Annotated in this window: 10 protein-coding genes and 1 pseudogene; 5 read left to right on the top strand and 6 right to left on the bottom strand. The window is 47.3% G+C overall.

Annotation, left to right across the window (positions count from 1 at the left end):
* Nucleotides 1-140: 140 nt before the first annotated feature.
* Nucleotides 141-875: pseudogene (locus AKL11_RS24980) on the bottom strand (DUF1186 domain-containing protein); the annotation flags it as partial.
* Between the two features lie 103 nt (nucleotides 876-978).
* Here AKL11_RS24980 and AKL11_RS02570 point away from each other — a divergent pair.
* Nucleotides 979-1,959: an NAD-dependent epimerase/dehydratase family protein gene (locus tag AKL11_RS02570; RefSeq protein WP_067515047.1), complete on the top strand. Its 981-nt coding sequence runs from the start codon at nucleotides 979-981 to the stop codon at nucleotides 1,957-1,959.
* Here the strand turns inward: AKL11_RS02570 and AKL11_RS02565 are convergent.
* Complete coding sequence (locus tag AKL11_RS02565) at nucleotides 1,956-3,392, bottom strand: glutathione synthase (protein ID WP_067515046.1); 1,437 nt, start codon at nucleotides 3,390-3,392, stop codon at nucleotides 1,956-1,958. The genes AKL11_RS02570 and AKL11_RS02565 overlap by 4 nt on opposite strands.
* Before the next feature lie 273 nt (nucleotides 3,393-3,665).
* Here AKL11_RS02565 and AKL11_RS02560 point away from each other — a divergent pair, with 273 nt between their 5' ends.
* On the top strand, nucleotides 3,666-5,960 hold the full coding sequence (locus tag AKL11_RS02560) for an RING finger protein (protein WP_067515045.1): 2,295 nt from the start codon (nucleotides 3,666-3,668) through the stop codon (nucleotides 5,958-5,960).
* Between the two features lie 109 nt (nucleotides 5,961-6,069).
* The gene (locus AKL11_RS02555; protein ID WP_067515044.1) at nucleotides 6,070-7,749 is read left to right on the top strand and encodes a GMC family oxidoreductase; all 1,680 of its coding nucleotides are present in this window, start codon (nucleotides 6,070-6,072) and stop codon (nucleotides 7,747-7,749) included.
* On the opposite strand, the gene AKL11_RS02550 is transcribed toward AKL11_RS02555, so the two are convergent.
* Nucleotides 7,685-8,521 (bottom strand): CvfB family protein, encoded by an 837-nt coding sequence (locus tag AKL11_RS02550; RefSeq protein WP_067515043.1) that lies wholly within the window; start codon nucleotides 8,519-8,521, stop codon nucleotides 7,685-7,687. The two genes, AKL11_RS02555 and AKL11_RS02550, sit on opposite strands and share 65 nt — an antisense overlap.
* A gap of 100 nt (nucleotides 8,522-8,621) precedes the next feature.
* Nucleotides 8,622-9,269 (bottom strand): 3'-5' exonuclease, encoded by a 648-nt coding sequence (locus AKL11_RS02545; protein ID WP_067515042.1) that lies wholly within the window; start codon nucleotides 9,267-9,269, stop codon nucleotides 8,622-8,624.
* Nucleotides 9,270-9,572: 303 nt separating this feature from the next.
* On the opposite strand from AKL11_RS02545, the gene AKL11_RS02540 reads away from it, so the two are divergent.
* On the top strand, nucleotides 9,573-10,733 hold the full coding sequence (locus AKL11_RS02540; RefSeq protein ID WP_067515041.1) for a hypothetical protein: 1,161 nt from the start codon (nucleotides 9,573-9,575) through the stop codon (nucleotides 10,731-10,733).
* Between the two features lie 33 nt (nucleotides 10,734-10,766).
* Here AKL11_RS02540 and AKL11_RS26565 read toward each other — a convergent pair whose 3' ends face one another.
* Nucleotides 10,767-10,946, bottom strand: a complete 180-nt coding sequence (locus AKL11_RS26565; RefSeq protein WP_095210104.1) for a type IV toxin-antitoxin system AbiEi family antitoxin domain-containing protein — start codon at nucleotides 10,944-10,946, stop codon at nucleotides 10,767-10,769.
* A gap of 100 nt (nucleotides 10,947-11,046) precedes the next feature.
* Here AKL11_RS26565 and AKL11_RS02535 point away from each other — a divergent pair, with 100 nt between their 5' ends.
* Nucleotides 11,047-13,113, top strand: coding sequence for a DUF7401 domain-containing protein (locus tag AKL11_RS02535; protein ID WP_067515040.1), 2,067 nt, complete (start codon nucleotides 11,047-11,049; stop codon nucleotides 13,111-13,113).
* Between the two features lie 62 nt (nucleotides 13,114-13,175).
* On the opposite strand, the gene AKL11_RS24975 is transcribed toward AKL11_RS02535, so the two are convergent.
* Nucleotides 13,176-13,349, bottom strand: a complete 174-nt coding sequence (locus AKL11_RS24975) for a hypothetical protein (protein WP_157673372.1) — start codon at nucleotides 13,347-13,349, stop codon at nucleotides 13,176-13,178.
* Nucleotides 13,350-13,440 lie beyond the last annotated feature (91 nt).

The following is a 13,440-nucleotide window of genomic DNA, read 5'->3' as shown; positions in this document are numbered from 1 at the left end:
CCAATAGGTCTTTTACTTTTCACCGGTTTTTTGGCGGGCCAAGGTCGGTTAACGTGTTGGATCTCACCAGAACGGGTGGTCACAGAAGCGGCTACCTGCGATTGAGCAGCCTTTTCCGGAGTACTCATGAAGGCAGCCCAATTTTCCAGCTCGGATACACAGTCATCAATATAAGTAATGTTCTTATACGACGGTGCTTTGATTTCACCGGGGTGAGCCTGCAGCATGATTTTTATGCCGTTTTCATCTAGCATGGTTTCAACCATTAAACCTTCCTGATGAACACTCAACACATCTGCTTCCAATTCCACCAAACCCGCTACCGTTGTATTGAAAACCAACCCATCCCAGACTGCATTCTGTTTTCTTTCCAGCTTGCCTTGATACAGTGACTGGAAGTAGTCCATCAATGCGACATCAGTGATCTGTCCATAGGCAGCATGAATCACCAATGCGCCCAGAGCTGCATTTCGAACTTGAGGGTGAGCTTTATCATTCTCTATTAATGGCTGCAGTGTCTCAAAAGCATCAACTTCGGCGTTCGACAGGATTGACGCCAACATCCGACCAAGGCTTTCACTAATCACATAGCCCAATAACCGGCTTACTGTCTTTGGGCTGGCAGACACCAATTGCACCATTAATGGCAGTGCCTTGGGCTCCCGAAATTGAGCCAACAGGTAAACGGAAAAGAACAACAAGGTGGTGTTGTGATGTTTTGGCAGATCATCTCCGAGAGCAATCGTCTCTTTAAGATGGTCTAACAGTTTCGGTGTAACGGCTTCTTGATTGGCGACGGCGGCCTGCAATGCGGCTTTTGGAAGTTTGCCCACTTCAAAAGAGGACAATGCGCTGATGATGTCTTCGGTATTCACCCTATCCAGTCCTTTCTATGTCATTTGTTGGAATTGTGTAGATAAGGATAGTATTTTCTGGAAATATGGCGAACCAGGCCAATAACAACAATAAGAGAGCATCATGAAAGCATTAGTCACCGGCGGCAGTGGTTTTTTGGGTATCAACCTGATCAAACAGCTTCTGGATAAACACTGGGAAGTGATCGCCACTCACCGGGCAAGCTCCAACATCAAAGATCTGCAGGCGCTGAACGTTACCCTGCTGGAAGTGGATCTCGAAAGCCCATCGGACCTCTCCGCTAAAATACCCGAAGGTCTTGATGCCATCTTCCATGTGGCCGGCGATACCAGCCTGTGGGCAGCCAATAACGAGCGGCAGCATCGGATGAATGTCACGGTGACAGAAAACCTGATCACCGCGGCGCTTGAGAAGCGGGTAAAGCGGTTTATCCACACCTCATCCATTTCTGCTTACGGTTTTCATCAACAAACCATCAATGAATCATCGCCATCCAGCGCCATAACCAGCGGTGTGAACTACCTTCGCACGAAATACCTTGGGGAGATGGTAGTAAAGAAAGCCGTTAAGGAGCACCAGCTGGATGCGGTTATTCTCAACCCCTGTGCGATTATTGGCCCCCACGATCGGCAGAGCTGGGCGCAGCTGTTTTCCATGATCAGCAACGACACCTTGCCCGGCGTGCCACCCGGCGAAGGTTCTTACTGCCATGTTCGGGAAGTGGCTGCAGCTCATATTGCGGCATTTGAACAGGGGAAAACCGGGGAGAACTACATTCTGGGCGGTGTGGATTGCAAGTTTCTGGAAGTGGTTAACACCATCTCACGGCTCATGGGCAAACCAGAACGAAAGAGAACCATTCCGGCATGGGCCTTAAGACTGCTCGGCAAGGTTTCTGACTTAGGTGCCAATATCACTGGCAAAGAGCCCGAGATCACCACCGAAAAGGCCAAACTGGTGTCTAAACGAGTGGTTGCCAGCAGCAGTAAGGCCGTTTCAGAGCTGGGCTACCGAAATGACGTACCGATTAATGAGATGCTGGAAGACTGCTTTGACTGGCTAAAACAAGAGCAGCTGGTTTAAAGCTCATAGGCCAGAGAATCCACTGAACCCTGCCCGCTGTGCACACCGCCCTCCGCCACGGAGGAAGGTTTGCTGCGGATCAGGTAACCGGCATAACCCAGCTCGCTGGTCAGGGAGTGTCCGTCCAAGTGCAGAGTGAACATGCCAATCTCACTGATTAAATCATCCACTGGCGCCGCTTCGCCGTTTCGAACCACCAGCGCTGGGCTGGAGCGATGCCTTGGATGCAATCGCCGCATCAAAGACCAGGCAGAAAATTCTTCAGGCTTGAGGCTTTTCAATCGAGGCAGGATATCGTCATCAAACACACAGTGGCCACCGCCTTCTCCCTGATTTTTCAGTACCCAGTTATGGGCATTCTCTGATTCAAACCAGTCAGCAGAACCTTCATCAACCGGGCGCATTTCTCCAAGAAACGGTTTGATTCTGGCGGCTTCATCCAACGTCAGGCCAAACGCAGTAAGCGCTGTTTCATCCATAGAAGACAATAACATTTGCACCCGTTTACTGGTTGCCAGCTGCTGACTCACTGTCGCATTTATAGCCACCCGATGACGCTCCATCATCACACGCACCTTGCCCAGTTTTGAGCAACAACGGTCACCGTCCAGATCTTCCGCGTGATAATCGCAATGCTGATAACCAGCGCGAAGGTAAATGGCATCCACACCACCCAGACCTTCTAGCATCAAGCGATGGTTTTCTCCAGACGACAGTTGATCGTACAGTTGCCGGAACGTTCGGCGTACCGTCTTCACGCCTTCTTTCTGAATCGCTTCTTCCAAAAGATGCTGGTCGTATACATTATCTTCATCGGGCTGCACCACCATGATAAACAACGGCTGACCACTTTCGCCGGACTGCGCTCTCACTGTCGTCGCTGCACCGGCAATGCCTTTGGCAAGGTTTTCAATGCCCTGATTAGGCACCAGTTCAAGGTTTTCTGTCTCGGACCAGTGTTTAAATTGTTGAGGCCACTGATATTGAAGATAACTGTGCAGTTCATGAGCTCGCTGACCAAAAGGTCCCATACCCGCAGCAATACCATTGAACTCAATCAGCTTTGGACCATGCTCAGCATCGTCCATAAAATCCGTGCGCATGAGTAGCATGGGAATACGTTCAGCCGCTTCTGAGCCTCGATGAATTTCCTGATGCAACGACATCAAACTGGCAAAAAACGCATCGCCACTGCACAAGGGCTTAATCGCATCTTCAAGAAATTCATTATTCTCAGAAACACCATGAATCAATTTTCCCATCAGAGGCACAACCGATTTTAATAATTCAAATCGATCACGCTGAATTAACGTAGGTGCAAAACTGAATGCACAATGCCGTGCTGAATCGATAGACGACTTCAGCGCCATACCATGCATCAACGACCATTCAATGGCATCCTGAATAGCCAGACTTCGCTGTACTTCATTCATCCGATACGCCTCATCATTTGAGCATTGATTGTATACGTTGTGGAGGCACGCAACCGGAAAATCAACCTTTTTTCATAGTGGTAACCGCGGCTATGAAATATCAGAGATCTCTTATTCGACTGAATTTTGTACACTTTATCGCAACCCAAAAAATCTAATTTATTGACCGATTGTTGAACTTTATAAATTTATAAAACTCTATCCAATAGCGTGAACCAAGAAAAACTGTACTGAAGACGATTCGGTAGGATTGGTATTATAAGAGGTCTATAAATGAATTTTGGAGTAAACACCCGAAGGGCTGCATTTGAAAACTATTCGAATGCCTCGCAGTCAATCTCAACTCGCACCGTCGGCACAAAAGTTGGTGTTGCTGAGTTGGCAGAACTTGGTGAAAAAGATGAGAACGTAAAAAAAGCAATGGACCTTTATGGCTGGCACCAGGGTCATAAAGTGTTTGCTACACAGGATCTTTCCGGCCTGAAATTAATTGCTAACGCGGGCTCCCTGACATTCAGCAGCCTCGAATGGCGAACCTGTACGGTGACCGACAGTAGCAATACTGCACAGGTTATGACGACGCCTTTTCCTATTAGTTCGGACAACTTTGAAGCCAGTTTGCACGTACCTGACTATGGTGCATGGCTTTATGGGAGTTTAATGTGTCCAAAACAGTATGGCAGTAACTATACGCTGGGTAATAAGGTAATTAAAGAACCGCCTGTTTATAAGGTTTCTCAGTACCTAACCATTCTGGATAACCTGGCAACGGAAATGCTAATAACCCATAACCCCCCGGTTGAGCCGATAGCGAAAACTTACCACCAGGTAAAACACTCACTGAACAATCTGATCAACAGCCCTGATTATCGTGGTTATTCCCTGCCGTCTGGTCAGACGGTTGATGACGTCGCACATAAACTGGCAACGTTGCTGCGTGATCGTGATGGTGATACCTCTGCTGCCAGAGAATGTGTCGACTATGTGAACCACTTACCTCCCGAAATATTCTTTCAGGCAATGCGGTCTATTGCTACAGATCAGGTGAATTTGACGGGTAAAGAAAATGAAGCACTGCCCTCGTCTAATCTTTTCCATCACTCAGTATTTTTTAATGGTGATCTGATCTTTGCCAGTCGGCTTCTGACCGCCAAAAAAGACGACGAAAATTTTACATCTTTCTGGGTTAAACGAAAATTACAGGAAGTTTTGAAGAAAGTCCCAACTCTTCATCTTGGTAACATCACCTCAATGGAGGAGGCCATTGAAACGATCCACCGTCAAGCCGGATCACAGGTGGAGAACAAGTTGAGACACGCCTACTTTCAAAAGCTGGTACAGGATGAGATTCTGTCACAGCCTCAACTCTCTCAGAAATCTGTTGAAATCCTTTTGCCTGAGCTGCTCAAACTCGCCAGAGAAACCAGAGGCATCACTTCCCTGTTGATCGCAATTTTGCCAGAAATGGCCAAAATACCTGACCTTAACCAATCTCTGGCAGAATTATTGCTGCGAGCATCTCAGGAAAACAATAAAAATAAACTGATCATTCCCATAGAGAGTCTCCAAAATCCCCTCCCCCCAACACAACTGACGTCTCTTGTGCAGAGCAATATTGACAGACTCAATAAACAACAGGAATCCATTCTTTCCAGTTTCTTAAATGTCAGCAACAGTGAAGCTGGTCATCGAGGTTCACCGCTGGATCAGGTCATTGACAATTTCCGCAAGAGTATAGTTTCACTGCAACAAGGTGAGGCAGAAACAATGGAGACTGATGACGCCCCTGTGGGCATGACTGAGGTCATTGATCCGTCTGCCAAAAGGAGTGGTGAATTAGAATTAAAGACTTTAAACCTACAACGAGATAGCTCAGGAAATCATCTATTGATCCAGCAGCTCTATAATCACATTGCCGGTTTAACCATGAATGGCCAGTGGGAAGAATTAACCAGTCTGGTCAAAGAGCTACAGGAGAGAGAAACAGATAATAAGCGGCGACTTATTTCATCAAAGAATGCTTGTCGACTTATTGGTCGGTTGATACAACATCAACTGGCACGCGGGGAAATTGATAAAAAAACCGCTCAACAGGTATTTTCAGAGTTTAAGCCAATGCTGCCGACTATTGATGCCTACCTATCTGTTGATACTATAAAACGCAACCACGTAGGCCGGGGCTATATCTCGCAGATCCTACAGGCATTGTTCAAAATCCGTACGGCAGTGGATAGCTATAATACTGATAATCAGCCATCAGAACCCATAGATTTTTTTACATTGCCAGACTGTATCGCAAGACAGGCATCCCGAGCGAATAAGTTAAACGGTATTCGAGCCATTCGACAGTATGACTGTTCGGTATGCCTAGAGTCACAGGTTATACCTAAACTTCGCAACCATAATACTGCACCATCAGGCGAGCCTGAAAATAATGGACACCCGAGTATGCCGATTTGCGATAGGTGTGTTGATCGTATATTGATTACTGATCCTCGTTGTCCTGCATGCAGGGCTCCTACGACAAAGAAAGATTATGTAGCGTTCAAACCAAACAATAATCAATGAAAACATGATCCAGCCAGTCCGAACAATGTTTGGGCTTGGGGTCTGTACTTCAATCATCATTGCTGTAATCATTTACTGAATAAAAATAATAACGACGAGTTTCTCTGTAATGTTCGATTACATCATCATCGGCGCCGGCTCTGCCGGATGCGTGCTGGCCAACCGCCTCTCTGGCAATCCTGATAACAAGGTCTGCCTTATCGAAGCCGGCGGTTCCGACAAGAACTATTGGGTGCGTGACTGCAATCCATTCAACATGCTGAAGCTGATGAACAGCAAAAAGTACAATTGGCTTTATAAAACTGAACCCGATGCAGAAAACGGTGGTCGTTCATTCTTCTGGCCCCGAGGCAAAGTCATGGGTGGCTCCAGTTCCATCAATGCCATGATATACACCCGTGGTCATCCATGGGATTTTGATCACTGGGCTGAACTGGGTAATGAAGGTTGGGATTACCAAAGCATCTTCCCCTTCTTCAAAAAGTCGGAGCGTCAGGCGCGTGGTGAGTCCGAACACCATGGCGCACATGGTGAAATGGATGTTTCCGACACCAACTATCACTTTCCTGTCTGCGATGCTTTTATCGAATCCTGCGGAAATGCAGGCTTCAAATTAAATAACGATTTCAACCAGCCAGATCAGGAAGGCTGTGGATATTTTCAGGTCACACAAACCCCAGAAGGAAAACGGTGTAATGCGGCCAAAGCCTTTTTAGACCCTATTGAAGACCGTTCAAATCTGACCATTATCCAGAATGCACACGTCAGCCGTATTCTATTTAATACTGATGGTGAAAAACCCGTAGCCAACGGTGTGGAATTTTTCGATGGAAACTTTCCGGCACAGCAGGTACTGGCAAAAAAAGAAGTTATCCTTTCCGCCGGTGTGATCAATTCTCCCCAGATTCTTAAACTCTCCGGCATTGGTCCTGAAGCTGAATTAAAACACCACGATATTCCTGTGGTACACAACCTGAACGGCGTCGGCGAAAACCTTCAGGATCATCCAGACATCCTGCTCCGCTTTCAGGATAAAAGTAACACTTCCTTCGCTACCGCTCCCTGGAGTCCGCCACTGTTTAAGTTCTTCAAGCGGTACTTCATCGGCGCTGAGCCACTGATTTTTACACCAACGGATTGCGGTGGCTTTATCAAATCCGACCCATCTCAACCCATACCGGATTTGCAGCTACAGTTTGCCGCTATTCGCATGAACCCTCACGGCGAAGGTTTGAACACCTCCATGAAAGCAGGCTATGTCCTCCACGTCTGCCATATGAGACCAAAAAGCCGCGGTCGTGTACTGCTTCGAGACAACAATCCGTTCAGCAAAGCCAAAATTGAAGCCAACTATTTTCAGGATGAAACAGAACTAAATGCGCTAATCAATGGCGTAAAAATCGGGCGGGATATTCTTAATCAAACGACCATGAACGATTTTCGTGGCGAAGAAGAGCTACCCGGCACCCACATTGAAACCGATGATGACATTCGCCAATACCTGAGAGATCACGTCGAAACGGTGTATCACACCGCTGGCTCCTGCAAAATGGGCCGACTGGAAGACGATGCTGTCGTCGACCACCAGCTAAAAGTGCATGGTGTGGATAACTTAAGAGTCATCGACTCCTCCATTATGCCAACCATCACCGGTAGCAACATTCATGCGCCAACGGTAATGATTGCAGAGAAAGGAGCAGCGATGATTTTAAACGAGGCAGGTGTTACAACAAGTGAATCCCGTCGTCTTCAATCCGAATCAGACGCTCTTTGTACAAGCCCCCAATAGCCATCTTGAAGACCCGTTTGCTGACAGAAAACTCTCTTTTCACAGTCACCGGGTCGGAACGATCATTAAACGGCAGAAAACCACCTTCTGCCTTTAACCGTTGCATGATCTCACCACCCAGGCCTTTCATTTCCTGCTTATCAAAGCCAGGCTTTTTCAGGCATACATCCAACTTCTGATCGGGGCGAACCCGCTTGATATAACCGTCAAACTTCATCCCCATGCGGATGGGCTGATCAATGTCCTGATCAAACAACACGGCAAGGTATTTGTTATCCACAAGCACCGTATGACCGATATCGGTACGATCACAAATCATCAACGGCACCTGTTGTCCGTTGGTGTAATTGTGTGGCTCATTGCTGAAGAATTTACTGATTTTTGAAGAAGCAACAATACGGTAGCTCTGCTGCTCCTGATACACATAGACGACATAAAACTGGTCTTTAACCATGCGCTCTTTCTGCTCACTGAACGGTACGAGCAGCTCTTTGGGCATATTCCAGTCAAGAAACGCACCCACCCGGTTAGTATCCATCACTTTAAGACAGGCAAACTCGCCCACCTGAGCCTTAGGGCGCAAGGTTGTGGCAATGGGCACATCGTCGGAATCCAGATAGACAAAGACTTTCAGCTCATCACCCACCTTACAGTCTTCTGGCACAAAGCGTTTCGGCATCAGGATATCTTCCAGCCTGCCACCATCCAGAAACGCACCAAAATCCAGAATATTCACCACCTTCAGGTGATTCACTCGACCAATCTTCGCCATGAGCTTATCCAAATAAAACAGAGGTGAAGTATAACACCACGCCCTTTCGAAAGGTGATTAAGGATATATTCCGGGGATGCCGGGCTTCAAACGCGACTGTTTAGAGCGCACTCTCACGTTGTCGCAGCAAAAATGAACCAACTCCCGATTTAGCGGTGCGGGACAACGTTTTCATCACCCCAAAGGAAACATCAGACACCTGATGCTTATATTTCAGGTCATCCAGCATTTTCAGCCACAAATGGCCAGTCATCTCTGCATCTGCCAACGCACGGTGGAACACACCTTCTGTTGGCAACCGGTTGTATTTTACCAGCGTACCCAGCTGATGATTCGGGGCATCCTGATACAGCCGTCGTGCAATCAACATTGAGCAGGCAAAAGAGCCATCATAGCGGGCTCTGGCTGCCGACATTTCAGCATCCAGAAACTTCTGATCAAATGCGGCATTATGTGCCACGAGATTATGGCCCCGGATAAACTCGGCAAAACCTTTCATCACCAATGCACCAGACTCTGCACCGGACACCATGGCATTGGTGATACCGGTATAGCTCTCAATAAAACCACTGATACGAAATCCGGGATTCATCAACTGCTGGAAGCGATCGGTTATACGACCATTCTCCACCAAAACCGCACCAATCTCGATCGCGCGGTCGCCCATATTGGGGGATAGCCCGGTGGTTTCAAAATCCAGAACCACGAGGGTATTTGCACTGCGTTTATCTAAAGAACCTAAAGCCACTTATATCCCCATACTACGGTCAAATATTATTGGTTAATACGATAAAGACTGAACATACCAAATCCCACAACCTTTCTTAATAAGAAGAACAACTCAATATTCATTGAGAACACTCAAGCAATATCGATACCTATGCTTTCCTCTCTGGCGGTATGTGGTCAGGTTTACGTTTACAGTTGTTAGCTACCCTAACCGCCCTGTTATGCCATCAGAACCCTGCATGTAGTAGCATCCTTATAAATCTGGGTTACAAGCCCTCAGGCCTCATATTGGCAAAAGGAACTTATCTTTCAGGGAAGTGTGATGAGAACGGAATCTTCGTATAACTTTCACAGGCATCTGGCGACCAGCGATTACGGCTCTGGAAGCAACTCATCGGGCAGTAGCTCGTCGGGCAGTAGCCCTACGGACAGAAGCTCCTCAGATGAAGGTATTACTCATCGTGGCAGAGGAGTCAGCCCATCGGACTGTGAAAGCCGTCGAACCCGCTTTGCATACAGCAATAGACGTGGAAGAAAGCGGGACTGGTACAACTCTGTCAGAGAATTTTCACCCGCCAGAAAAAGAACCGCGCCTTCGCCAACACCGGAGCTGGACTCCCTTCTAGGCAATGAAGAATACATAAGAGCAAGAAGGCTTCGAACACAAGGCAACTTCAACCTGATCGAGCAGAAACAACTTATCCATTCATTATTGGCAGGTATGATCAACCTGGAGCCACGGGAAACACCGTCTGAGCCCAAATACTTGAGAACTCATTACGAAGCAAGCATCGTAAAACTACAAAATGAGCACTATAACGACCCATCAAAAAACTTGGCGCGCATGCTATCAGGGCTCACATCCGTGAGAAACCTGACCAGTAAAAACATTAATAAAAAAGATACCAGTCACCTGAAATCTTATGCTCTCATGCTTATTCGTGAGGCCGATTTGCGCCTTGCCATTGGTAAATCTTCTGAATGCCGGGATCATAGCTCAGTGGACAATGACAATGATGTCATCAGCAATATTGAGAGAGATACAACATTTCGCATCGAATCCGATGCGCTTTTATCGCAGGCAGAAGCCCATCTGAAAACATGCCTCAAGGTTGGCTTAAAAAAACCATCAACAGTCTTCAGCATATTAGCTAAATGTTATGAGTCAAAAGCCGCACTGGAAGAATCGAAAGCAAAAGACTTAGATGAGCTGATTAAGTTATATGATGATCGTCAAAGGATAATGCAAGAGATCATGGGCAATGGTTGGAAAGATACTGATGAGCAGGACTATCAAAAGCAGCGATCTTCTCGAGAGGAAAGTCGTTTCAAGGCATCTAAGAACCGGGCGCTAAAAACAGAATGTTACGAAGTGGCTGGTTTTCTGGACCCGGAAAGGAAATTCCAGCCCAAAGACCAAAAATGGAGGTCGAAACGAAGAAGGCTTTTGCACGAATACCCCATTCCCACGAATAGATGGTGAAAATAGCCAGATCGATCCATTTTTGCTCCTTTTTCACCGCTGCTCATTCTTCATATGGGATGGTACTGTGATTAAATACTGCGAACCCAAAACCCCATGCTTTGCTATGACCCGTTTTCCAGAACCAAGTTCATAATTGTCCGAGTTAAGACGAGCAAACCACGTATAATGATGCCTCTGTGCCAACCAGAAAAAGCGCCTTTTGACCTTGATGCTTCGAGCATGCTATTCATGCCTGATCCATAGTCCGTCATTGCAAAATAGCCACCGAACCCTATGATACTTGATTTACTCAGGTTCCCGGAGATCGACCATGGCAATACAACCGTTCAGGCTTGGCAAGATTGATCAATTTGAAGATCCGGATGCGGCCAACAACAAGTTGGAGCAGTGGCTGGATTCTACCCGCCTCGTTTATCTGGAATCACCGGAATACGGCAAACTTTCCAAAGCCAACAAAAAAGGGGAAGGAACCTGGTTCGACATGTTCATGAACTTTTACCTGAACTACATAAATCAGGACTTAAAAGATCTGGACGTGGAGGCGGCTGAAGAAATCATGCTGGATCTTTTCCCCCGCAAAATGATCTGTCCCGACAGTCAGGCAAAAACCATTGTCCCTGAATTAATTGCCTATTGGCAGATGCTTCATCGAACGCTAAATGGCGACCAAAAGCGCCAGCTCAAACATGCAGAGAGCGTAATTACATTTCTGGAGCGCATTCGTAAAGACTATCTGACTATTTATAACGGCGATGGTCATCATCACAACAACCCGTTGGCTGGTCTGGATTTCGATACGATGATGAAAGCGGTTCTTAACCCGGAAGCCCTTGATGACGATGATTGGGTCAGCGATCTGATTGCTGACGCCGCCCACCATTTACCAGAATATAAACAGCAACCTTCACCACCGGATCACTGGCTCCCGCTTCTTGATCTCACCAATACGTCACAGTTGCTGGATGATATTTGCTTCAAAGGCTTTGATCTCAACCTGCCCCATGCTGAAGAGGCGGTCTTTGAACTTCTGAACTGCGCCTGCCAGAACCTTTTCATGCAGATACGTCAGGGTAATCAGGACGCGAAACGACTCTGGAATACCATTGAACAAAAGCTCATTATCAACAATGAGAACGATGTGCTGAATCCTGATGGCATCAGTGTGGTTTTTGCGGTGTTAACGCCTTATAAGCAATATTTGTCTGAAGAGTTTATTGGCTTTATTCATCAGTGGCACATGGACAATGTCACGGAAATGGCCCCGGAAGATTTGTCTCCTGAAGCGGTGGAACAATCCATTCAGAAGATGGTCAGCGAAGTACCCGATGAATTTGTCTTGGTCTCTGCCCTGCAGGAACAGCTGGCCTTTGTTCCAAGGGAAGCACTGGAACTGATTGCCGGGGCACTCATCACCTCCGAAAAAGGCATGAATGGTACGGCTCTGATGATTCTGGATGATAACCAGGAACGAGCCATGAGTATTATCAACGTCCTCAGCCAAAACCCGGCAGCGATAACTCCGGTCACTCTTGCCCGCCTGATTCGAATTCGTAACTGGCTGGCAGCGCCCATTCAGGCTGGCGTGGATAAATTGATTCAGGCTGCCCGAAAAAAAGGCATCGTCCCCCAATCACCAGAGGCGCTACCGGCTAGCGATATTATCGAAACCTATATGTCGGCAGTCGATGGCAGCGGCGCTCAGGGTGTCATGCTGACTCTGAAAGCAGGTAAACAGCAGCGATTGATTTCATTTATTCTGAAAGAGTCGGTGGGCGTGTTAGATGTGCTGGTCACACCACCCGCCCCAAAAAGTCAGGTGCAACCCTACCTCTCAATGCTAAAGCAACAGGTTGTCGCCGAGAAAGTTTCTCCGGAACTTATCCACAAACAGCTGTCGTTTTTTCTGGCTCTGAACCTGAAAAGCGGCATCGCTATCGATCATGAACTGGTTCAGGTCATGGAGCTTTTGGGCGTAGAAAACTGGAATCCGGATAGCACCGGTTTTGCTGCGTTGTTTGATGCCCTTCTACCAGAAGCGCCTTCTCCCGAAGATATTGCTGCAGTGCAAAAACGATCCTCAAAATGGACGCAAAGTGCCGTAGGTCAGTCCTGGTTTGAAGAGCCGGAGAGCGTTGGACCTTTCAAGAAACTGAACACCTTAAGCTATGAAGCATTCTTTACCGAGGTGATTGAACCGGCGCGGGGCAAATGGGCAGAGCGCATAGGTCGTATGGCGTTGTGGTCCCACTACTGCACCAGTAAAAACCGTCAGAAACAGAGCCGGGATTTTGCCTTAGTCAACTGGCTGCTGGCACACTCAGATATGCCAGCTCACGACATCAGTCTTTTGAATGCCATTGCCCGGCAATCGATGTAGTGGTTAATAAACATTGCCCGATCTTGGGTTAAAAGATCGGGCAATCACAAATCATCTACGCCTTATGGCCTGCCAATGCTGACCTTTTTCTTATAACGCTTCTTCAAGTCATCCAGTTTGCGATCATAGCCGGCTTGCTTTTCAAACACCGTTGCCATGAGCTGCAGATCCCCAAGTTTTGCCGACAGTTCTGAATACACAGCAGAGCTGCCACGTTCACCAAGAAGCTCTTCCACCCGACGTCAGTACAGATCTTCATTTTTTGCGACGGTTTCTGCAGTTTCCTGTTGCTGCTTTCGTTTTTGTTCCAGCACCCTTTCGCGGGCG

Source organism: Endozoicomonas ascidiicola (assembly GCF_001646945.1).
Lineage (GTDB): Bacteria > Pseudomonadota > Gammaproteobacteria > Pseudomonadales > Endozoicomonadaceae > Endozoicomonas > Endozoicomonas ascidiicola.
Note: the sequence above shows the minus strand (reverse complement) of the source record. Positions and strands in the feature narration are given on the sequence as shown.